Genomic DNA, 22239 nt, shown 5'->3' on the forward strand with positions numbered 1-22239 from the left:
CCGGGGCTGTCCATGGGGAACGTGTCCCGGATCAGACGTTAATCGTCGCGGTGAGCCTGCGGTCCGCGATCGAGCGCCCGGCCTGGATCTCGTACGAACCCTTCACAAATGACCATGAGCTGGTCTTCTCGTCCCAGATCTGGAAGGCCCGGCGCGGGAGCTCCACCACGGCCTCGACGGTCTCCCCCGGTGCCGCCTCCACCTGTGCGAAGCCGGCCAGTACGCGTGCCGGGCGCTCGGCGTCGGGCTCGTCCGGGGCCAGGTAGATCTGCACGACCTCGCGCCCGCTCCGCTCGCCGGTGTTGCGGACGCGGACCTTGGCGGTCGTACCGTCGAGTTCCAGTGACTGGTAGGCCCACCCGGTGTAGCCGAGGCCGTGGCCGAAGGGGTACGCGGGGGTGCGGCCCAGCTTCTCCCAGGCTCGGTAGCCGATGAAGACGCCCTCGGTGTACGGCAGTTCGCCGTCGGTGGGGACGACCCGGGTGACCGGGGCGTCGGTGAGGGAGCCCCAGGTGGTGGGGAGCCGGCCGCCGGGCTCACGGTCGCCGGTGAGCACGTCGGCGAGGGCCGCGCCGCCCTCCTGGCCGGGGAACCAGCTCAGCAGGACCGCGGCGACCTCGTCGCGCCAGGGCAGTTCCACCGGGGAACCGGAGTTGACGACCACGACGGTGTTGGGGTTGGCAGCGGCGACGGCGCGCACCAGGTCGTCCTGGCGGCCGGGGAGGTACAGGTCGGTGCGGTCGAAGCCCTCCGACTCCACGAGGTCGGTGGTGGCGACCACGACGACGGCGGTGTCGGCGGCGCGGGCGGCCTCGACGGCCTCGGCGATGAGCTCGTCGGCGTCGCGCCGGGGCTCCTGGCCGACGAGGGTGAAGCCGACGCCCTTGATGGGCGCGTCCTCGGGGATGCTCACGGTGTGGGTGAGGGAGATCTCGACCGTCTCCCCCGCGGTCAGTTCGGCCACGGCGCGCGGTTCGGGGGCGCCGAAGAAGGTGGCGAAGGGGTCGGAGGCGTCGTCGCCGCCCTGGACCCCGTCGAAGTACGTCGTGCCCGCGACGGTGAGGACGAAGGGGCCCCGGCCCTTGATGCCGAGGGTGTGCGGGCCGGTCTCGCGCGGGGTGAAGGTGCCGGTCAGCTCGACGGTGTGCAGGGTGTCATGGGTGACGCCGTCGGGGAGGTCGGAACCCATCCACTGGATCTGGCCGTTGGGGGCGTTCGAGCTGCCGATGACCTCGCCCTCGGCGTCGCGGCAGACGGCCCGCAGCGTGAATCCCTTGTCGGCTACGGCGAGTTCGGTATTGGGGTCGGCGCCGATCGTGTAGGTCAGGCTGCCCTCGGGGAGGGCGGCGATGAGGCCGTCGAGCGGGGAGACGATCCGGGCCGGGAACACGGTGGCGGAGCCGCCGCCGAGGACGCGGGCGTCGCGGGCGGCGGCGCCGGTCAGCGCGACCGTGCCCGGCTGGAGCGGGAGCGCTCCCGCGTTGCGGACCAGGACGAAGGAGCGGTGGGCGATCTCGCGGGCGAGGGCCTCGCCGTCGACCTCGGCGGGCGGCTCGGTCACCGCCGGCTCGGCGCCGTCCAGGGCGCCGACTCGGGCGGCCAGCCGCAGTACGTTGCGCACGGCCTCGTCGACCGTGACCTCGGCGACCTCGCCCGCGCGTACCGCCGCCGCGAGGGGCGCGCCGTAGACCGTGCCGGGTCCCGGCATGGCGGCGTCGAGGCCGCCCTCGATGGCGTCGGTGGTGGAGCGGGCGGCCATCCAGTCGGAGACGTTGAAGCCGTCGAAGCCCCATTCGCCGCGCAGGATCTCGTTCACGAGGTAGCGGTGCTCGGACATCGTCGTGCCGTTGACCGAGTTGTAGGCGGTCATGATGCCCCAGGGGTGGGCGTTCTCGACGATGGTCTCGAAGGGCGCCAGGTACAGCTCGCGCAGGGCGCGTTCGCCGACGGTGTTGTTCACGGTGAAGCGGTCGGTCTCGGCGTCGTTGGCGACGAAGTGCTTGACGGTGGTGCCGATGCCGCCGGACTGGACGCCGCTGACATAGCCCGCGCCGATCAGGCCGGTGAGGTACGGGTCCTCGCTGTACGCCTCGAAGTGCCGTCCGCCGAGCGGGGAGCGGTGCAGGTTGACAGTGGGGGCGAGCAGGACGTGGACGCCCTTGCGGCGGGCCTCCTGGGCGAGCAGCACGCCTGCGCGGCGGGCGAGTTCGGGGTCCCAGGTGGCGGCCAGCGCGGTCGGGGAGGGCAGGGCGACGGAGGAGTCGTCGGCGGTCCAGCGCACGCCCCGGACGCCGATCGGTCCGTCGGACATGACGAGGGAGGCCAGGCCGATCTCGGGCAGGGCGGGCAGGGTCCACATGTCCTGGCCGGAGAGCAGCCGTGCCTTCGCGTCGAGGTCGAGCCGGGCCAGGGCTGCCTCGACGGCCGTCTCGCGCGCTTCGTCGGCCTGGGTGCGGGTTCCCGCCATGGCGGTGCCTCCTCGGTGAGTCCGTGCTGTTCCTCGCTGTGCCTCCATCCTGCATCCGCTACCCTGTAGACCGGTAGGTTTCGTTATCTTGCTGTAATATCAGCCGTAGGTCGATGCCGTACGGTGACGCCATGAACGCGAGGGTCAGGAGCGAGGAACGCCGCGCCGAGATCGTGCGGGCGGCCCTTGAGGTGATCGCCGAGCGCGGGTACCGCGGGGCCAGCCTCGCCTCGGTGGCGGAGCGGGTCGGGCTCACCCAGCAGGGGCTGCTGCACTACTTCCCGACGAAGGACGCGCTGCTGGTCGCCGTACTGAAGGAGCGCGACCAGTGGGACGCGGTACCCGCGGACACCCGCTGGCGGGTGGATCTGCTCGCCTCGCTGGTGGAGTACAACGCGATGCGGCCCGGCATCATCCAGACCTTCTCGGCGCTGCTCGGCGAGAGCGTGACCGAGGGACATCCAGCGCGCGAGTACTTCACGGAGCGCTACACCCGGGTCCGGGCCAGCATGGCGGAGGTGCTGCGCACCGAGTACGGCGACCGGCTGCCGAACGGCCTCACCCCGGAACGCACCGCGCCGCTGCTGGTGGCGGTGATGGACGGACTCCAGTACCAGTGGCTGCTGGACCCGGAGTCGGTGGACATGCCGGGCGCGTTCCGGGACTTCCTCAGGCTGCTGGGCGAGGAGTGAGCGCGGCGACGACCTCGATCTCGATCATCGCCTCCGGCCGGAACAGCTTCGGCACCTCGAAGGTCATGCTGGTGGGCGGGGTACCGGTGATCAACTCCCGGCGCACGGCCGCGTATTCGGCGAGCCGGGAGATGTCCGTCAGGTAGGTGCGGATGTTGATGATGTCGGCGAGGCTCGCGCCGTGCGCGGCGAGCAGGGCGTCGAGAATCCCGAACACGCCCCTGCTCTGCTCCTCCAGCGTCTCCCCCTCCGCGATCTGGCCGGAGACGAACAACATCACGCCGCCGTCGGCGTGTTCGACCCGGGCGACCTGGGAGTAGGCGGGGCTGTAGGGCTGGGGGGCGGTGGCGGGGTTGTCGAGGGTGACCTTCATACGGTGCTCCTGGTGATCCCGGTGCTCGTGGCACGGATACGGGCGGCGGCTTCGGAGATGTCGGCGTCGAGGACGCCCGCGTCGTTGGCCATGGCGCCTGGGCGAACGAGGACCCGCTCGAAGCCGCTGCCCGGACGCGGGGCCGCCGGCCCCAGAGAGGCGATCTTCTGCATGCAGTCGAAGCTAGGCCGCCGCCATTGATGCGACAAGCGAATGTCTAGCATCGCAGCCATGCCGAACACGCATCCCAGCGGCCCCGACCTCTCCACCGTCTGGCTGCGCGCCTTCCTGGAGGTCGCCCGGCACGGCTCCTTCACCGTCGCCGCCCGCACCCTCGGCTGGACCCAGTCCGCGGTGTCCCGGCAGATCTCCTCGCTGGAGGGCGCCCTCGGCGGCGCCCCGCTCTTCGACCGGCTGCCCAGGGGCGTACGGCTGACCGAGGCCGGGCGGATCCTCGTGCCGTACGCCGAGTCCGTCGCCGAGGCGCTGCGCGGGGCCGGGCGGGAGCTGGCGGAGCTGCGCGAGGCGGCCGGGGGACGGCTGCGGTTCGGCGCCTTCGCCACCGCCGACGCGGCCCTGGTGCCACAGGCGCTGGCCGCCTTCCGGGCCCGTCATCCGCGCGTCCGCGTCTCCCGCGAGGAGGGCCTGACCCCCGCCCTGCTGGACCGGCTGACCGCGGGCCATCTCGATCTGGCGGTGGTCTCCACGACCGGCGGCACCCCGCTGGAGGCGTACGAACTCCACCATCTCCTCGACGAATCGCTGTACGTGGCGGTCCCGGCCGGCCACGGGCTGGCGGGACAGGGCTCGGTACGGCTCGCCCGGCTCGCCGACGCCGACTGGATCTCCGGCAGCCCGCGCCCCGAGGGCACCCTGCTGGACGCCGCCCTGCGCCAGGGGTTCCGGCCGCGCGTGGCGCATGTCGTCGGCGAGTGGACCGCCAAGCAGGGGTACGTGGCCGCGGGCCTCGGGGTGACCCTGGTCCCCGCGCTGGCCGCGGCGTCCGTGCGCCCGGACATCGCGCTCCTTGCGGTACTGGACGAGGAGGCGCCCGCACGGGCGGTGTACGCGGCGACGGCACGCGGGCGCTCGCTCACTCCGGCGGGCGAGGCGTTCCTGACGGCGCTGCGGGAGGCGGCACAGGGGGTTCCGGCGCCTCTGAGCGGGGAAGCGGACTGACACCACGCTCCTCCACCACACCGGAAGGAACGCAACCCCCTTGAATTTCATACGTGTTGGGATCCTCGCCCTGGGACTGGCGCTGGCCACGACCCTGACGGCCCCCACGGCCGCGACCGCCGCCGAGCAGCCCACGGTCGAGGAGCGCCGGCTCGACCTGGCGGTGCCCCAGGAGATCCTCCGGCGGTCCGGATTCGACGCCGTGGCACCTGAGTTCGCGGCGGCGCTGCGCGGCGCCCGGTCCTATGCGCAGGCCCGCGCCGTCGTCATACGCGAGGGCAGCGCGCTGTGGCGGCGGGCCGTCGAGCGGGCGCAGGGGCGGGGGCCGGACGGCGGGGAGCTGAGCCGGGACGACGACCGGCCGCTGTACTGGGCGCGGCTGGGGATGACCCGGGAGGTGCGGGCCTGGGAGCCGGAGTTCGGGCTCTCGGCGGAGCAGCGGGCGGCGCTGATCGGGCAGTTGGAGCGGACCTCGCGCGGGCAGACCGCGATCCGCTATCCGCACGGCAAGGGTCTGAAGCGGATCCTGCTCACCGGGTTCGACCCGTTCACCCTGGACCGGGACATCCGGATCTCCAACCCCTCGGGGGCGACCGCGCTCGCCCTCGACGGCACGGTGATCGAGACCGCCGGGGGCCCGGCGCGGATCGAGACGGTGGTGTTCCCGGTGCGCTGGGCGGACTTCGCGGAGGGCACCGTGGAGCGGGCGCTGCGGCCGTACCTCAAGGGCGTCGATCTGCTCACCACCGTGAGCCAGGGCCGGGTCGGGCGGTTCGACATCGAGCGGACCAACGGGGCCTGGCGGGGCGGCTTCCCGGACAACGACAACATCGGCCGCACCGAGACCGTCCCGGTCACCGACCCGGCCTCGCAGCCGCAGTGGACGGCCACGACCCTGCCGTACCGGGACATCGTGGCCGCGACCACGGGCCGGTTCCCCGTCTACGACAACACCGGCGTGACCGAGATCCCCGCCGGGGGCACCGAACCCGTCGTACGGCCGGACGGGCCGACCGCCGGATCGACCGCGCGGGCCGGGGGCGGCGGCAACTACCTGTCCAACGAGGTCGCCTACCGCGCGACGCTGCTCCGGGACCGGCTCGGGCTGCACGACGCGCTGCCCGCCGGGCATGTGCACACGCCCGTGCTGCAGTTCGGGACCGGCAACACCTCCGAGGTGATCGATCCGGAGTTCGTGCGCAACCGGCTGGACATCATCGCCCAGGTGCGGAGCATCCTGAGGGCGGCGATGGAGGCGCCGCTCAAGCGCTGACGTCCTGGCTCTCGGCGTCGCCGTTCTCCTCCTCCAGGATCTCCTCGCCGAGGAGGTCACGGGCCATGAGGGTGGCGCCCGCCACCGCGCCCGGCATCAGGAAGATCGCCACGAACGGCACCACGAAGGCCACGCCGAGGGGCGTGCCGAAGCCCCACACCAGGGTCCTGCGGGAGCGCAGCAGGCGCAGCCGGTCCCGGGCCTCCACGCCCCGGCGCTGCATGGCGACGGCGGTCAGCTCCTCGGTGAGGAAGAACCCGGTGACCATGAAGCCGACCACCGGGACGACGGTCTGCCCGACGACCGGGACGAAGCCCAGCGCGAAGAGCAGCACGCCCCAGCACGCGGCCCGCAGGACGATGCGGAGGCTGTCGCGGCCCGAGATCCACAGCTCGCGCCAGAGCGGCAGCCCCGACTCGGGGGCGGTGCCGTCCGGGGAGACGTCCCGGTCGACCTTCTCGGAGAGGCTCTCGTAGAAGGGCTGGCCGATCAGCAGCGTGACCGCGGTGAAGGTGACGGTGGTCAGCAGCAGGGCGAGGGCGAACAGCAGGACGGTCAGGAAACCGCGGAAGAGTCCGAGCCAGGGGCTCGACCAGTCGTCGGCGAACGGCGTGGACCAGGCCACCAGATCGCCGCCCCACACCGCGAGGCCGACGAGCGCCGCCACGTAGAGGACGAGAGTGATCAGCCCGGGGACCAGTCCGAACCCGTACTGCTTGCCGTGCCGGGCTACCCACCGCTGCCCCTTCAGCAGATAGCGGAAACCCACCCCAAGATCGCGCATGGCCGAACTCTATCGGTCGCCCTCGAACGGCCCGATCACCCCGCCGCCACCGTCACCACCACCCCCGGCTCCGCCGACGGGGACACCGCCGCGGACACCCGCACCGCCGCCGCCCGGACCACCCGCCCCGCCCTGCCCGCGCCGGACAGCAGCAGCGGCTGGAGCTGTTCCAGGCCCGACACCAGCAGCTCCTCCCCGGCGACGAGGGCCGGCCGGGCCGCCTTGCCGGTGGCCGCCGCCGCTTCCGTGAGGTCGGCCAGCGGGGGCAGGGCCGCGCGTACGACACCGGCGCCCGCGGTGGCCGCGCGTTCGGCGAGGGACACCTGGAGCGGGATCAGCGGGGCCACGGCGGAGGTCAACGCGTCGGCTATGCGGCGCAGTTCGGGGGTGCCGTCGCGCAGCACCTCCGCCGCCGAGCGCAGTACCGGGGTGAGCGCCAGCAGCACACCCGCCGCCAGCCCCGCACCCGCCGGGAGGAGCGGTGAGGCGGCCTCCACCAGTTCGCCCAGCGCCGTGGCGAACTCCTCGACCGCCGGTTCCACAGCGTCCAGCACCGGCAGCAGGCTGTCGCCGAGGGCGGCGAGCAGCGCCTGCGCGGGCTCGCTCACCGGGTGCACGGCGAGCGGGGCGCCACTCGTGCCGAGGCGGGTGAGGGTGTCGACGATGCGGTAGAAGGCCTCCTGGGCCTGCGGGGAGGCGCTGGCCTCGGCGAGCTCGGCGGTGGTGCGGCGCAGCACGCGCAGCATCTCCGCGCCCGAACCGTCCCTGGGGTCGAAGGTGTTGAGGGCGATCCTGGTGATGTTCCCGGCCGTGTCCAGCAACTGGCCGGTCATGTCGGTGGTGTTGCGTGCCATGCGCAGTACGTCGTCCCTGCTGGGCAGCGGCGGGATCGTCGCCATATGCTCTCCTCGCGGCTCGGCACCGTCGCACTCAGGATGCCCTCCCGGACCCGGCCCCATGGGCCATCCGGGGCATCGGTGACACCAACTCCCTCTTGTTGTAGTTGAGTCGAACAGGTACACCTCGCCGTACCGATCTCAGGAAGACCCGGAGGAGGTACGTGTGCGCACCACCAGAACCGTCCCCGTCCTCGCCCTAGTGACCGTCGGATCCCTGTTCCTCACCCCGCACAGCGCCGTCGCCGACCGTCCCGCGCCCACCCGGGAACCCGCCGCCCCCGACGACCGGGCCGCCCGCGCCCCCGAGAGCGCGGCACAGCGGGCCCTCGCCGCGGACACCCCCGCCAAAGGCGAGGTCCGCGGCTACCCCCGCGAACAGGTCCTCTCCCCCGACCCCGAGAACCCCGCCGACAAATCCCTGAAGCTGGGCCTGACCCCGTACCACGCCATCGCCCCGAAGCTGAACGACCTCCAGCGCCTCGGGGACCGGGTGAGCGTGGAGGTCGCGGGCCGCTCGGCGGGCGGGCACCGGCTCTATCTCGTCACCGTCACCGCCCCGGAGTCCGCCCGCCGAGCCCGCGCCCAGGAGCGGATGCGCGAGCTCATCGAGAACGCGCCCGCGGCAGCCGCCAAGTCCCGGGAGATCAAGGCGGGTTACAAGACCCCCGTCTTCTTCAACAACAACATCCACGGCAACGAGTGGGAGGGCACCGACGCCTCCCTGAAGCTGATCGAGCGGCTCGCGACCGCCGAGGACCCGGGCACCAGGGACCTCCTCGCCCGCTCCCGCCTCTACTTCAACATCACCGCCAACCCGGACGGCCGGATCGCGGGCACCCGCGCCAACGCCAACGGCTTCGACCTGAACCGGGACTTCGTGACTGCCTCGCAGCCCGAGGCCCACGCGATGCGGCAGATCATGCTCGACAAGCAGCCCGCGGTCATGCTCGACCTGCACGGGTACGTCAACGGCACCCTCATCGAGCCCACCACTCCCCCGCACGGCGAGAACTACGAGTACGACCTGTTCCTGAAGAACAGCTACGCCAACGCCCTCGGCATGGAAGCCGCCGTCAACGGCCTCGGCCACACCCCGCAGAAGGACGGCGTGCAACCCGCCCAGATCCCCTTCCGCGACCAGGAGGAGGGCTGGGACGACTGGCCACCGATCTTCACCCCGCAGTACGCCGCCTACCACGGCACGGTCGCCGCGCACACGATCGAGATCCCGCTGCGCGTGAACAACACCGCCTACGACACCCTGCCGGAGAGCGAGCTGCGCCGCCGCTCGGCGATCAACACCGACGTCGCGGGCGCCGCCCTGAGCGCCGCCCTCGACTTCGTCCAGCGGCGCGGCACCGCGCTCATCGCCGACCAGATCGAGGCGTTCCGCCGCGGAGCCACCGGCGCGACACAGGTGCCGGTGTCGCCCGAGGCGGTGCCCGGAGTGCCCGGCATCGGCCCGGAGGACGTCTACACGACGACCTTCCCCCGCGCCTACGTCATCCCGGGCGGCACCACTGCCGCCTCCCGCCTCGTGGACCACCTGATCGCCAACGACGTCCGCGTCACCCGGGCCACCCGCGCCTTCCAACTCGGCGGACACACCTACCCCCAGGGCTCCTACGTCGTGGACCTGCGCCAGCCCAAGCGCGGAATGGCGAACGTCCTGCTCGCGGACGGCCGGGACATCAGTGACAAGGTCTCGGTGATGTACGACATCTCGGGCTGGAGCCTGGGGAAGCTGTGGGGCGCGGAGGTCACCCCGGTGACCTCCGGAAACCTGGGCGCCCTCCCCCTGCGACCGGTCACCGCGGCCACCCCCGTCGGACGCGTCGCCCTCCGCAGCGACCTGCGCCTGCGCCTGACCGACCCGAACGAGATCGCCGCCCTCAACCACCTCCTCCGGCAGGGCGTTCCGGTGCGACAAGCCGCCGACGGCAGCGCGCTCGTGCCGGGTTCGGCGCGGGCGCAGGCGGCACAGGCGGCCCGGACGTACGACGTCGTCTTCGAGGGGACGCGGCAGACCGGCGGGACCGAGCTGCGCCGGGTGCGGGTGGCCGCGGCGGTGACGGCCGGTGAGCTGTTCGCGCTGCGGGAGATGAACTTCGACGTCACCCCGGTCTCCACCGCGGTCCTGAACGCGGGCTTCGACTGGTCGGCGGCGGATGTCCTGTTCGTGTCGGCGGGGCTGGACCACGACGGCCTCACCCCGGCCGCCCGTACCGGGCTGGCCGCCTTCCTCACCGGTCACGGGCTGGTCGGCCGGGGCGCGGTGGGCGCGGCGCTCAACTCGGCGGCGGGGCTGCTGCCGGCGAAGCCGGTGGAGGGCAACGGTGACGCCAACGGCGTGGTCCGGCTGGTGAATTCGAACGGTGGCCCGGACCATGGGTTCGTGTACGCGCCGATGTGGTTCACCGACCTCGGGCCCGGGGTCCGGGTCGAGGAGTCGTACGCGACCGGGAACCCCCTGCTCTCCGGCCACTGGCGGCCGGACGGGAACGGCGCGGGCGGCCCCGCGGACGCCGCCGGCGAGGCAGCGGTCGTGAGCGGCCCGCAGGCGGTGCTGTTCGGCACCGAGCCGCTCTTCCGGGATCATCCCAAGGGGGAATTCGCCCAGCTGGGAAGGGCACTGTTCACCATGGCCCACCCGCACAACGGTTAGTCGAGAACGAGGAGAGCGGATGACGCTGGAGATCCACGGCACCGTCGCGGACGGATTCGAGGCGGTGCGTACGGAGTTCGCCGCGTTCGTCGCGGAGGAACGACCCGATTACGAGGGGCAGTTGTGCGCGTACGTGCACGGCCGCAGGGTCGTCGACCTGTGGACCGGGGACGGCGCCGACGGGGAGTCGCTGTACGGCGTGTTCTCCTCGACCAAGGGGGCTGCCCACATGGTGGCCGCTCTCCTCGTGCAGGACGGCACCCTCGAACTGGACCGCAAGGTCACCTACTACTGGCCCGAGTTCGCCGCCGAGGGCAAGGGCAGCCTCACCCTGCGGGACCTGCTCGCCCACCGGGCGGGCCTGGTGGGCCTGGACGCCGGGTTCACCGCGGACGAACTGGCGGACGACCGGGTCATCGCGGAACGCCTCGCCGACCAGCGCCCGTTCTGGCGCCCCGGCACCGCGTTCGGCTATCACGCCCTGGTCATCGGGGCGCTGAGCGGCGAGGTCGTGCGCAGGGCAACGGGCCGTACGCTCCAGGAGATCTACGAGGACCGGGTCCGCGCACCGTACGGCCTCGACTTCTACCTGGGCCTGCCCGAGGCCCACGAACCCCGCTTCCGCTCGGTCCAGCCGATGGCGCCGACGCCGAAGCAGCAGGCGGTGCTCGACGCGGCGCTGACCGGTCCGCACACGCTCTCCTCGATCGCCTTCAACACCCATGTGCCGGATCCCGGCGAGCTGGTGGACCACGCCAACTCCCGTACCGTGCGCGCCAAGGGCCCGGCCTCGGCGGGCGGGGTGGCCGCCGCTCGCGGGCTCGCCGGGATGTACGCGGCGGCGATCAGCGAGGTGGCGGGACGGCCTCCGCTGCTGAAGCCGGACACGGTCGCCGAGGTGGGCCAGATCCACTCCGTCGGCTACGACCTGGTCGCCCGCGCCCACAAGGCGTTCGGCGTGGGCTTCCAGGCCACCGCGGAGGTCTGGTACCCGTTCCTCGGCGCCGGCGCCTTCGGCCACAGCGGCGCGGGCGGCTCCCAGGGCTTCGCCGACCCCCGCAGTGGCCTGGCCTACGGCTACACGAGGCGCCGCTGCGCCTTCCCGGGGGGCGCGGCACCCGAGAACGTACGGCTGGTCCGGGCGGTGCATCAGGCTGCGCTGGCGAGTGCGTAAGACGGCGAAGGCCGCACCCTACGTCCAAAGGTGCGGCCTTCGCCGTGGCGACGAGGTGGGTCAGACCAGCGTCACGGTGATGTTGCCCCGCGTCGCCTTCGAGTACGGGCACACTTCGTGGGCCTTCTTCAGGAGGCTCCGGGCCGTCTCCTCGTCCACGTTCGGGATGCTCGCCGAGATCTCCACGATCAGGCCGAAGCCGTCGTCGTTCTTGCCGATGCCGACCTTCGCGGTCACCGTCGAGCCCGAGATGTCGGCCTTCTCCTGGCGGGCGACCACGCCGAGCGCGCCCTGGAAGCAGGCGCTGTAACCGGCGGCGAACAGCTGCTCCGGGTTGGTGCCCGTGCCGCTGCCGCCCATCTCCTTCGGCGGGTTCACCACGACGTCGAGCCGTCCGTCGTCGGTGGCGACCCGGCCGTCGCGACCGTTCTCGGCGGTGGCGACGGCGGTGTACAGGACGTCCGTCTGCTGGATGGACATGCGGTGTCTTCTCCTCCTCGGTCCGCCGCGACTCGCGCCCACGATCGACGACGGTTTCGGAAAGAAGTTACCGCATGCCGGAAATCCAGCACAGGGCTAGGGCCTGTCGTTTGGATCAGGCCGGCCGCAAGACGCGGTGCATGGCAACCGACGACAACGCCGCTGGGGGTCCCCCCCTCTGGGGGAGTGCGTGCCAGACCCCGCGACGCCGGACTGATCCAAACGAGAGGCCCTAGAGCTTGACGATCATCTTTCCGGTGTTGTCGCCGCGCAGCACACCGAGGAACGCCTCCAGGTTGTTCTCGATGCCCTCGACGACCGTCTCGCGGTACTTCAGCGCGCCCGAGGCGACCCAGGGGCCGACCTCCTGGACGAACTGCGGCTGGAGGTCGTAGTGGTCGCCCACCAGGAGCCCCTCGATCCGGCCGCGGGTCTGGATCAGCCGGGCGAGGTTGCGCGGGCCGGGGACGGGCTCGGTGCTGTTGTAGACCGAGATCATTCCGCAGACGGCGATCCGGCCGCCCTGGTTGAGCAGCCCGATCGCGGCCTCCAGGTGGTCACCGCCGACGTTGTCGAAGTAGACGTCGACCCCGTCCGGGGCGGCCTCCCGCAGCTGCTCGCTGACGCTGCCGTTCTTGTAGTTGAAGGCGGCGTCGAAGCCGTACTCCTCCACCAGCAGCTTGACCTTCTCGTCGGATCCGGCCGAGCCGATCACCCGGGAGGCGCCCTTGAGCTTGGCGATCTGGCCGACCTGGCTGCCCACGGCACCCGCGGCGCCCGAGACGAAGACGGAGTCGCCCTCCTTGAAGGACGCGGTGCGCAGCAGGCCCGCGTAGGCGGTGAGGCCGGTCATGCCGAGGACGCCGAGGTAGGTCGACAGGGGCGCGGCGTTTGCGTCGACCTTGACGGTCTGGGCCGCGCCGACCGTGGCGTACTCGCGCCAGCCGCCGAAGTGCAGGACGTGGTCGCCGGGGGCTATGCCGTCGACGCGGGAGGCGACGACCTCGCCGACAGCGCCGCCCTGCATGACCTTGCCCAGCTCGAAGGGGGCGACGTAGGACTTGGCGGCCGACATCCTGCCCCTCATGTACGGGTCCACCGACAGGTACTGGTTCCGCACCAGCACCTCGTCCGGGCCGGGCTGCCGGATCTCCGCCTCGACCAGGGCGAAGTCCTCGGGCTTCGGCCAGCCGACCGGGCGGCTGAGCAGGTGCCACTCACGGCTGACGGCGGGGAGGGCGGGGGTCTCGGACATGACGGGTGACCTTCCTGAATACTTCAGTACCTGAAACAATCATGCGCCTCAATATTTCAGGATGTCAAGTAAAGGGATACGCTGGATCCCATGGCGACACCGCAGCAGACCCATCGTCCCGACCCGCTGACCATGGAGGTCGTCGACCTCATCGGGTCGGTTGTGGCGCGGTACCACGAGGAGTACGAGAGCGCTGCCGCTGAGCATGCGCTGACCGGGGCGCAGGCTCGGTTGCTGGGGTTGCTGACTCTGGAACCTCTGCCCATGCGGAAGCTGGCTCAGCGGTTGAAGTGCGAGCCGTCCAATGTGACCGGGATCGTGGACCGGCTGGAGTCGCGGGGGCTCGTGGAGCGGCGGGCCGACCCTGCGGATCGGCGCGTGAAGGTTGCTGCCGCTACGAATGAGGGGCGGCAGGTGGCTCGTGATCTGCGGGAGTCGTTGCGATTCGCGCGTGAGCCGCTCGTCGGACTGTCCGAGGACGAGCGGCTGGCTCTGCGGGATCTTCTGCGGCGGATGCTTGAGTCGTGAGCTTGCTTGAGTCTTGAGCTGCGGGCCGGTGGGGTTCTCGCGCAGTTCCCCGCGCCCCTGAAGCAAAAACCGGCTAGCTGCACCACCAGAGGAAGCGCGTGCACGTCTCCGACGGTTCCGGCTTCGGCTCCTCCTCCGTCGGCTCTGCCGTCGGAGTCGGCTTCGGGTCCGCCTCGGTCGGCTCCGGAGCATCCGGAGTCACCGGCAGCGCGCCGCCCGTCGCCGACTGCGCGTCCTTCGTCGGCTTGTCCTCCGGCTTCTCCGACTCCTTGTCCTTCTCCGACTTCGACGGGGAAGGGGACGCCGATGCGGTCGGGGACGCGGATACAGGGGTGCCCGGCGTATCGCCGATCGGCTCCGCCGACTCCCCCGCCTCCGACTCCGCGCCGCCGTCCGGCGAGGCGTCGCCCGCCGCGGCCGGGGTGGGGGTGGAGCCGGGGGCGTCCAGGCCCAGTTCGGCCAGGCTCAGGCCGCCGGCGGCGAGTACGAAGCCCGCCGCTATGAGGATGGTGCGGCGGCGACGGCGGCGGTGGGCCGCCGCCTTGCGGTCGCGGCGGCTCGCGCCGGTGACCTCGGGCGCCTCGTCCTCGTACCCGTCCTCGTCGCCCTCGGGCTCGTACGCCTGCTCCACGCGCCCTCGGCGGCCCCGGGCCGCCCGGCGTGCCGCCGCCCTGCCTTCCGGTCGTGCCGCTTCCGCGGTCGCGCCCACCGCGACCGGCTCCGGTGCGCCCTCGGGCTCGTCGTACGTGTCGTACGGGTCCGTGCGCGATGCCTCTTCGCTCGCGTACACGCGGAGTTGTTCGACCGGCGCGCCGCAGCCCGGGCAGGCGAGGGCGCCATTCAGGTGCCGTCGGCACGGGTGGCAGTAGTCCATGACGCGGGAAGACTAAGTTCCGCACAGAGAACGTTCATAGGGCAGCCTGTGAAAGTTGTGTGCGGAACTACCCCCTCCGGCTGGCCGGTTGAGGTATACGCCCGTTCCGTCACCGATGCCGCACCGGCGCCACGCCGCCGCCGTACCGAAAGCCGTGTCGAAAGCGGTGTCGAAACCGTTATCCGTGCGACCCATTGACACTCCTACCACCGCCTCCCTACTGTCACGTCAGCATTTCGAACGTGTGACGAAATTTCGAACACACGCAATGAGCCGACGACGCAGCAAGGGACAACTGCCGTGCGCATCACCGGAATCAGCACACACGTGGTCGGAACGCCCTGGCGCAACCTGACCTACGTACAGGTGCACACCGACGAGGGGATCACGGGAGTCGGCGAGACCCGGATGCTGGGCCACACCGACGCGCTGATCGGCTATCTGCGAGAGGCCGAGGCCAACCACATTCTCGGTTCCGACCCGTTCGCCACGGAAGACCTCGTGCGCCGGATGAAGTACGGCGACTACGGCCGCGCGGGTGAGATCGTGATGTCCGGTATCGCCGTCATCGAGATGGCCTGCTGGGACATCAAGGGCAAGGCGCTCGGGGTGCCGGTCTGGCAGCTCCTCGGCGGCAAGGTCACCGACAAGGTCAAGGCGTACGCCAACGGTTGGTACACCACGGAGCGGACTCCGGAGGCGTACCACAAGGCCGCCCAGGGCGTGATGGAGCGCGGGTACCAGGCGCTCAAGATCGACCCCTTCGGCACCGGGCACTTCGAGCTGGACCACCAGCAGACCCTCTACGCCGTCTCCCTCATCGAGGCCGTGCGCGACGCCATCGGGCCGGACGCGGAGCTGATGCTGGAGATGCACGGGCGCTTCTCGCCCGCCACCGCGGTCCGGCTGGCGCGTGAGCTCGCCCCGTTCAAGCCGGCCTGGCTGGAGGAGCCGGTGCCGCCGGAGAACCTCAAGGCGCTGGAGAAGGTCGCCGCCAAGGTGGACATGCCGGTCGCCACCGGTGAGCGGATCCACGACCGGATCGAGTTCCGGGAGCTGTTCGAGAGCCAGGCCGTCGACATCATCCAGCCCGATGTCGGCCACATCGGCGGCATCTGGGAGACGCGGAAGCTGGCCGCCACCGCCGAGACCCACTACGTGCTGGTCGCGCCGCACAACGTGGGCGGGTCCGTGCTGACCGCCGCCTCGCTCCAGGTCGGCTTCACCTCCCCCAACTTCAAGATCCTCGAACACTTCAACGACTTCGCGGACGCGGACATCAAGAAGGTCGTCAAGGGCGCCCCGCAGGTGGTGGACGGGTACTTCCACCTCTCCGACGCCCCCGGCCTCGGGGTCGAGTTCGACGCCGACGCCGCCGCCGAGTTCCCGCAGCAGCAGGCCCGGTTCGACCTGTGGGCCGAGGGCTGGGAGCAGCGCAAGCCGAAGGGCAGCGCGGAATGAGCAGCGCCGTCGTCATCGAGGCGCCCGGCGCGTACCGGCTCACCGAGCACACGCCCCGTGAGCCCGGTCCCGGGGAGGCGCTGGTGCGCGTCCACGCGGTCGGGATCTGCGGGAGCGACCGTGAGGTGTATCAGGGCAACCGGCCCGAGGGGTACGTCCGTTACCCGCTCACGCCCGGCCATGAGTGGTCCGGGACAGTGGACCGGGTCGGCGCCGGGGTGCCCGGCTCCCTCGTCGGCCGCAAGGTCGTCGGGGAGGGCTTCCGCAACTGCCAGGTCTGCGACCGCTGCCACGCGGGCGAGACCACGCTGTGCGGCGCCGGGTACGAGGAGACCGGGTTCACCCAGCCCGGCGCGATGGCGGCCACGCTGACGCTGCCGGCGCGGCTGCTGCACGTACTGCCGGACGACTGCGACCTCACCGCCGCCGCCCTCCTGGAGCCCGCCGCCTGTATCGCCGCCGCGGCGATCAAGGCGAACGCGCTGCCGGGCGAGCGGGTGGCGGTGGTCGGCACCGGGACGCTCGGCATGTTCGCCGTGCAGTTCCTGACGGCGGGCTCACCGGCCGAACTGCTCGTGGTGGGCACCCGGGGCGACCGTGAGGCGCTCTCGCGGCAGTACGGCGCCACGGACTTCCGCACCAAGGACCAGGAGCTGCCGGACGACTTCGACGTCGTCATCGAGACCGCCGGGTCCGCCGATGCCGCGCGGGTCTCCGCCGCGCTGCTCAGGCGGGGCGGGCGGCTGGTCCTCACCGGGATCCCGGCGCCGGGTGCGCAGGGTCTCGACCCGACCGAGCTCGTCGTACGGCAGCTGGAGGTGCACACCGTGTTCGGGGCGCCGCCGGACGCCTGGGCGCACACAGTGCGGGTGTTCGGGGCGGGGCTGCTCGATCCGCTGCCGCTGGTCTCGCACGAGTTGCCGCTGGAGGAGTTTCCGCAGGCGATCGAGTTGGTCGGGTCCGGCGATCCGAAGGTGGGCAAGGTCCTGCTCCGCCCCTAGTCGTACGCCGGTACGGGGGCAACCTGACGGTCCCCGTACCGGCGTACACCCAGAGCCCTGCGCGCCTTGAGCCGCGAACCTCGTCCGAAATACCGAACAAGAAGGACAGCTTGTGACCGACGCTTCCGCCCCGGCAGCCCGTCGACCCGGCGAGCAGGTGCTCGCCGCGCTCGGCCTGGGCGCGCCCGATCCCTCCCCCACCGACGCCTCGCCCCACACCTTCCCGGGCGGCGGCCGCTGGCGCACCGAGATCCCCTCGTGCGAGGGCCCCGAAGCGCTGGCCGTTGTCCTCAAGGAAGCCTCGCGCCTCGACGTGCCGATCCACCGGATCAGCCAGGGCAGCGGCGTGTGGATGCTGACCGACTCCGAGATCACCGAGATGGTCGAGGCCACCGCCGAGCGCGACATCGAACTCTGCCTGTTCACCGGCCCGCGCGGCACCTGGGACATCGGCGGCTCCACCCGCACCGACTCCCGGGGCGCGGGACTGCGCGCCCGCGGCCACGACGCGGTCGCCGGCTGCGTCGAGGACGCCGTACGCGCCACCGAGCTGGGCGTGAAATGCCTGCTCGTGGCCGACGAGGGCGTGCTGTGGACGCTGCACCGGGCGCGCGTCGCCGGGATCATCCCCGCCGACACCACGCTCAAGGTGAGCGCGCTGATAGGCCCGGTCAACCCGGCCGCGTACGCGGTCTACGAGCGGCTCGGCGCCGACTCGGTCAATGTGCCCAGCGATCTGACGCCGACCCATCTCACCGAGATCCGGCGGGCCTCCGCCGCCCCCATGGACATGTACATCGAGGCCCCCGACGACCTCGGCGGTTACGTCCGGATGTACGAGGTCGCCGAGCTGATCCGGCGCGGCGCTCCGCTGTATCTGAAGTTCGGCCTGTCCAAGGCCCCCGGGATCTACCCCTACGGCCACCACATGCGCGAGCTCACGCTGGCCACCGCCAAGGAGCGCGTGCGTCGTGGACGGCTGGCTCTGGACCTGCTCGCCCGGCACGGGGCCGCGGGGGACATGGCTCCACTGGGTTCGCGGCTGCCCGGCGAACTCCGACGTTTCGAAACATATTCATAAAGGTTTCGGCGTCACCTCTTCACACAAGGCGACGCAGTCAAACAGAATCCCACACACCCAGCCGTGCTGAGACATCAAGGAAGATGACCATGCGCAACCGCAGAGCCGCTCTCGCCGCGATAGCCACCGCCGCCTCCCTGGCCCTGACCCTGACCGCCTGCGGCCAGGACAGCGAGGGCGGCAGCGAGGAGGGGAAGGGGAGCACCGAGGGCGCCACCATCGGCATCGCGATGCCCACCAAGTCCTCCGAGCGCTGGATCGCCGACGGCAACAACGTCAAGGCGGACCTGGAGTCCAAGGGCTACAAGACCAAGCTGGTCTACGGCGAGGACGACCCCGACCAGCAGGTCTCGCAGATCGAGAACCTGATCACCCAGGGCGTCAAGGCGCTGATCGTCGCCGCCATCGACAACAAGTCGATGAACAACGTGCTCCAGCAGGCCGAGGAAGCCGACATCCCGGTGATCTCCTACGACCGCCTGATCCTCGGCACCGAGAACGTCGACTACTACGCCTCCTTCGACAACGAGAAGGTCGGCGAGCTCCAGGCCACCTACATCGTCGAGAAGCTCGGCCTGAAGGACGGCTCCAAGAAGGGCCCGTTCAACATCGAGCTGTTCGCCGGCTCCAACGACGACAACAACACGCGCTACTTCTTCCAGGGCGCGATGAACGTCCTGCAGCCCTACATCGACAAGAAGCAGCTCGTCGTCGGCTCCGGCCAGACCGAGCTCACCCAGGTCACCACCCTGCGCTGGGACGGCGGCACCGCCCAGAAGCGCATGGACGACATCCTCACCTCGGCGTACAAGTCCGAGCGGGTCGACGCGGTGCTCTCGCCGTACGACGGCATCTCCATCGGCATCCTGTCGGCGCTGAAGTCGGACGACTACGGCTCCAAGTCCAAGCCGCTGCCGATCGTCACCGGCCAGGACGCCGAGGTCGCCTCGGTGAAGTCGATCATCGCCGACGAGCAGTCGATGACCGTCTACAAGGACACCCGCGAACTCGCCAAGGTGGCCTCGAACATGGTCGACGCGGTGCTCAACGACAAGAAGCCCGAGGTCAACGACGAGAAGACCTACGACAACGGTGCCAAGGTCGTCCCGTCCTACCTGCTGGTGCCGGTGAGCGTGGACAAGGCCAACTACCAGAAGGTCGTGGTCGATTCCGGCTACATCAAGGAAAGCGACCTCAAGTAACCGACGGCACCCACTGATTGGAAGGCACGACCATGGCGGGACCCGTCCTGGAAATGCGCTCGATCGTCAAGACCTTTCCCGGCGTCAAGGCGCTGTCGGACGTCACTCTGACCGTCCGCCAGGGCGAGGTCCATGCCATCTGCGGGGAGAACGGCGCCGGCAAGTCGACGCTGATGAAGGTCCTCTCCGGCGTCCACCCGCACGGCACGTACGAGGGCGAGATCCTCTTCGAGGGAGAGGTCTGCTCCTTCAAGGACATCAGGGCCAGTGAGCATCACGGCATCGTGATCATCCACCAGGAACTGGCGCTGATCCCCTACCTCTCCATCGCGGAGAACATCTTCCTCGGCAACGAGCACGCCACCCGCGGGATCATCAGCTGGACCGAGACCCTGCGGCACGCCACCGAACTGCTGCGCCGGGTCGGTCTCGGTGACCACCCCGACACCCGCGTCGCCGACATCGGCGTGGGCAAGCAGCAGCTGGTGGAGATCGCCAAGGCGCTCTCGAAGAAGGTGAAGCTGCTCATCCTGGATGAGCCGACCGCGGCGCTGAACGACGAGGACAGCGGCAAGCTCCTCGATCTGATCCTGGAGCTGAAGAAGCAGGGCATCACCTCGATCATCATCAGCCACAAGCTCAACGAGATCCGCAAGGTCGCCGACTCGGTGACGATCCTGCGCGACGGCCAGACCATCGAGACCCTGGATGTGAAGGCCGAGGCGACCACCGAGGACCGGATCATCAGCGGGATGGTCGGCCGCGACCTGGAGCACCGCTTCCCGGACCGCACCCCGCACCAGCCGGAGGACGGCGCCGCCCCGGCGCTGGAGATCCGCAACTGGACCGTGCACCACCCGATCGACCAGCAGCGCAAGGTCGTCGACGATGTGTCGATCGAGGTGCGGCGCGGTGAGATCGTCGGGATCGCGGGCCTGATGGGCGCCGGCCGCACCGAACTCGCGATGAGCGTCTTCGGGCGGACCTACGGCCGGTACGCGGACGGCACGGTCCTCAAGGACGGCAAGGAGATCCGCACCAAGACCGTCCCCGAGGCGGTCCGCAACGGCATCGCCTACGTCACCGAGGACCGCAAGCACTACGGCCTGAACCTCATCGACACCATCAACCGCAACATCTCGCTCAGCGCGCTGGGCAAGGTCTCCAAGCGGGGCGTGGTCGACGAGCACGAGGAGCGGCAGGTCGCCGAAGAGTTCCGCAAGTCCATGAACATCAAGGCGCCCACGGTCTTCGAACCGGTGGGCAAGCTCTCCGGCGGCAACCAGCAGAAGGTCGTCCTCAGCAAGTGGATCTTCGCGGGTCCCGATGTGCTGATCCTGGACGAGCCGACGCGCGGTATCGACGTCGGCGCCAAGTACGAGATCTACACGGTCATCGACCAGCTGGCCGCCCAGGGCAAGGCGGTCGTCTTCATCTCCTCCGAGCTGCCGGAGCTGCTCGGTATGTGTGACCGCATCTACACGATGGCCGCCGGGCGGCTGACCGGCGAGTTCTCGCGGGCCGAGGCCTCGCAGGAATCGCTGATGCGTCAGATGACCAAGGACAAAGAGGTAACGCGATGAGCACTGATGTGACCGCCAAGAGCCCGGCCCCCGCGCCGCCGGGCAAGAGCGGAGGGGCCGCGGGCGACGGCCTGCTCCAGCTGGTGCTGGACGGCATGCGCCGCAACATGCGGCAGTACGGCATGCTGATCGCGCTCGGCCTGATCGTGGTGCTGTTCGCGGTGTGGACCGACGGCGACCTGCTGCTGCCGCGCAACGTCTCCAACCTGGTGCTCCAGAACAGCTACATCCTGATCCTCGCGATCGGCATGATGCTCGTCATCATCGCGGGCCATATCGACCTCTCGGTCGGCTCGTTGACAGCGTTCATCGGGTCCATGGCCGCGGTCTTCATGGTCAAGAACGATCTTCCCTGGCCGGTCGCGGTCATCCTCTGCCTCGCCATGGGCGCGGTCGCCGGCGCGGCACAAGGGTTCTTCATCGCCTACGGCGGCATACCCTCCTTCATCGTCACCCTCGCGGGCATGCTGATCTTCCGCGGTCTGACCGAGATCTTCCTGGAGGGCCAGACCCTCGGCCCGTTCCCGGAGGGCCTGCAGAAGGTCTCCAACGGCTTCATGCCCGAAGTCGGCCCGGACACCAACTACCACAACCTCACCCTGCTGCTGGGGCTCGGACTGATCGCGTTCGTGGTCTTCCAGGAGTTCCGCGACCGGCGCCGCCAGCAGGAGTTCTCCCTCGACGTCCCGCCGCTCAACCTCTTCCTGCTCAAGCTGGTCGCGCTCGGCGCCGCCATCCTCACCCTGACGATGCTGCTCGCCAGCTACAAGGGCGCCCCGTACGTCCTGCTGGTCCTCGGGGTGCTGCTGGTCGGCTTCGGCTACGTCATGCGCAACGCGATCATCGGCCGCCACATCTACGCCATCGGCGGCAACCTCCCGGCGGCCAAGCTGTCGGGTGTGAAGGACAAGAAGGTCACCTTCCTGGTCTTCCTGAACATGGGCATGCTCGCGGCCCTGGCGGGTCTGGTCTTCGCCGCCCGCTTCAACGCGGCCTCGCCCAAGGCCGGCCTCAACTTCGAGCTGGAGGCCATCGCCGCCTCGTTCATCGGCGGCGCGTCGATGAGCGGTGGTGTCGGCACGGTGCTCGGCGCGATCATCGGCGGCCTCGTCCTGGGCGTGCTGAACAACGGCATGAACCTCGTCGGCATCGGCACCGACTGGCAGCAGGTCATCAAGGGCCTGGTCCTGCTGGCGGCGGTCGGCTTCGACGTGTGGAACAAGCGCAAGGTCGGTTCGTAAAGTCACCGGGCCCCGCTCAGCGAGCGG

General features: G+C 70.7%; 20 protein-coding genes. 12 read left to right on the top strand and 8 right to left on the bottom strand.

The features are described from left to right. Positions 1–31 precede the first annotated feature (31 nt). Positions 32–2467: a beta-glucosidase family protein gene (locus STRCI_RS13180; RefSeq protein WP_269659110.1), complete on the bottom strand. Its 2436-nt coding sequence runs from the start codon at positions 2465–2467 to the stop codon at positions 32–34. Between the two features lie 113 nt (positions 2468–2580). Between STRCI_RS13180 and STRCI_RS13185 the strand changes: the two genes are divergently transcribed. Next, complete coding sequence (locus STRCI_RS13185) at positions 2581–3159, top strand: TetR/AcrR family transcriptional regulator (RefSeq protein WP_269659111.1); 579 nt, start codon at positions 2581–2583, stop codon at positions 3157–3159. Here the strand turns inward: STRCI_RS13185 and STRCI_RS13190 are convergent. Continuing rightward, the gene (locus tag STRCI_RS13190) at positions 3137–3532 is read right to left on the bottom strand and encodes a RidA family protein (RefSeq protein ID WP_269659112.1); all 396 of its coding nucleotides are present in this window, start codon (positions 3530–3532) and stop codon (positions 3137–3139) included. The two genes, STRCI_RS13185 and STRCI_RS13190, sit on opposite strands and share 23 nt — an antisense overlap. Beyond that, positions 3529–3705, bottom strand: coding sequence for a hypothetical protein (locus STRCI_RS13195; RefSeq protein ID WP_269659113.1), 177 nt, complete (start codon positions 3703–3705; stop codon positions 3529–3531). Before STRCI_RS13195 ends, STRCI_RS13190 begins: the two co-directional genes overlap by 4 nt. A 58-nt stretch (positions 3706–3763) precedes the next feature. On the opposite strand from STRCI_RS13195, the gene STRCI_RS13200 reads away from it, so the two are divergent. Together STRCI_RS13200 and STRCI_RS13205 are read left to right on the top strand one after the other, a co-directional pair. Then, entirely contained in the window at positions 3764–4711 is a 948-nt protein-coding gene (locus tag STRCI_RS13200) for a LysR family transcriptional regulator (RefSeq protein ID WP_269659114.1), read from the top strand. A 40-nt stretch (positions 4712–4751) separates the two neighbouring features. Next, positions 4752–5984: a pyroglutamyl-peptidase I gene (locus tag STRCI_RS13205; RefSeq protein WP_269659115.1), complete on the top strand. Its 1233-nt coding sequence runs from the start codon at positions 4752–4754 to the stop codon at positions 5982–5984. On the opposite strand, the gene STRCI_RS13210 is transcribed toward STRCI_RS13205, so the two are convergent. Then, entirely contained in the window at positions 5974–6768 is a 795-nt protein-coding gene (locus STRCI_RS13210) for an EI24 domain-containing protein (protein ID WP_269659116.1), read from the bottom strand. The two genes, STRCI_RS13205 and STRCI_RS13210, sit on opposite strands and share 11 nt — an antisense overlap. Before the next feature lie 35 nt (positions 6769–6803). Next, complete coding sequence (locus STRCI_RS13215; RefSeq protein WP_269659118.1) at positions 6804–7667, bottom strand: serine/threonine-protein kinase; 864 nt, start codon at positions 7665–7667, stop codon at positions 6804–6806. Positions 7668–7830: 163 nt separating this feature from the next. Between STRCI_RS13215 and STRCI_RS13220 the strand changes: the two genes are divergently transcribed. Together STRCI_RS13220 and STRCI_RS13225 are read left to right on the top strand one after the other, a co-directional pair. Next, positions 7831–10332: a M14 family zinc carboxypeptidase gene (locus STRCI_RS13220; RefSeq protein ID WP_269659119.1), complete on the top strand. Its 2502-nt coding sequence runs from the start codon at positions 7831–7833 to the stop codon at positions 10330–10332. A gap of 19 nt (positions 10333–10351) precedes the next feature. Further along, positions 10352–11506, top strand: coding sequence for a serine hydrolase domain-containing protein (locus tag STRCI_RS13225; RefSeq protein WP_269659120.1), 1155 nt, complete (start codon positions 10352–10354; stop codon positions 11504–11506). A 60-nt stretch (positions 11507–11566) separates the two neighbouring features. Here the strand turns inward: STRCI_RS13225 and STRCI_RS13230 are convergent, their stop codons facing one another. After that, the gene (locus STRCI_RS13230; protein WP_269659121.1) at positions 11567–11986 is read right to left on the bottom strand and encodes an organic hydroperoxide resistance protein; all 420 of its coding nucleotides are present in this window, start codon (positions 11984–11986) and stop codon (positions 11567–11569) included. Positions 11987–12218: 232 nt separating this feature from the next. Further along, positions 12219–13241, bottom strand: a complete 1023-nt coding sequence (locus STRCI_RS13235) for an NADP-dependent oxidoreductase (RefSeq protein ID WP_269659122.1) — start codon at positions 13239–13241, stop codon at positions 12219–12221. Between the two features lie 90 nt (positions 13242–13331). On the opposite strand from STRCI_RS13235, the gene STRCI_RS13240 reads away from it, so the two are divergent. Beyond that, positions 13332–13769: a MarR family winged helix-turn-helix transcriptional regulator gene (locus STRCI_RS13240; RefSeq protein WP_269659123.1), complete on the top strand. Its 438-nt coding sequence runs from the start codon at positions 13332–13334 to the stop codon at positions 13767–13769. A gap of 73 nt (positions 13770–13842) precedes the next feature. Here the strand turns inward: STRCI_RS13240 and STRCI_RS13245 are convergent, their stop codons facing one another. Next, entirely contained in the window at positions 13843–14643 is an 801-nt protein-coding gene (locus STRCI_RS13245) for an SCO2400 family protein (RefSeq protein ID WP_269659124.1), read from the bottom strand. Between the two features lie 300 nt (positions 14644–14943). Here STRCI_RS13245 and STRCI_RS13250 point away from each other — a divergent pair, with 300 nt between their 5' ends. The 6 genes from STRCI_RS13250 (at position 14944) to mmsB (ending at position 22212) form a co-directional block, all read left to right on the top strand. Continuing rightward, a complete protein-coding gene (locus STRCI_RS13250) occupies positions 14944–16104 on the top strand; it encodes a mandelate racemase/muconate lactonizing enzyme family protein (protein ID WP_269659125.1) in 1161 nt (386 codons plus the stop codon). After that, complete coding sequence (locus tag STRCI_RS13255) at positions 16101–17105, top strand: zinc-dependent alcohol dehydrogenase (protein WP_269659126.1); 1005 nt, start codon at positions 16101–16103, stop codon at positions 17103–17105. The genes STRCI_RS13250 and STRCI_RS13255 overlap by 4 nt, the downstream gene beginning before the upstream one ends. Positions 17106–17217: 112 nt before the next feature. Continuing rightward, complete coding sequence (locus STRCI_RS13260) at positions 17218–18186, top strand: glycosyltransferase family protein (protein ID WP_269659127.1); 969 nt, start codon at positions 17218–17220, stop codon at positions 18184–18186. An 89-nt stretch (positions 18187–18275) separates the two neighbouring features. Beyond that, positions 18276–19388 (top strand): multiple monosaccharide ABC transporter substrate-binding protein, encoded by a 1113-nt coding sequence (gene chvE, locus STRCI_RS13265; protein ID WP_269659128.1) that lies wholly within the window; start codon positions 18276–18278, stop codon positions 19386–19388. A gap of 32 nt (positions 19389–19420) precedes the next feature. Continuing rightward, positions 19421–20971: a multiple monosaccharide ABC transporter ATP-binding protein gene (mmsA, locus tag STRCI_RS13270; protein WP_269659129.1), complete on the top strand. Its 1551-nt coding sequence runs from the start codon at positions 19421–19423 to the stop codon at positions 20969–20971. Continuing rightward, the gene (gene mmsB / locus STRCI_RS13275; protein ID WP_269659130.1) at positions 20968–22212 is read left to right on the top strand and encodes a multiple monosaccharide ABC transporter permease; all 1245 of its coding nucleotides are present in this window, start codon (positions 20968–20970) and stop codon (positions 22210–22212) included. Before mmsA ends, mmsB begins: the two co-directional genes overlap by 4 nt. Positions 22213–22239: the final 27 nt, after the last annotated feature.

The organism is Streptomyces cinnabarinus (assembly GCF_027270315.1).
GTDB lineage: Bacteria > Actinomycetota > Actinomycetes > Streptomycetales > Streptomycetaceae > Streptomyces > Streptomyces cinnabarinus.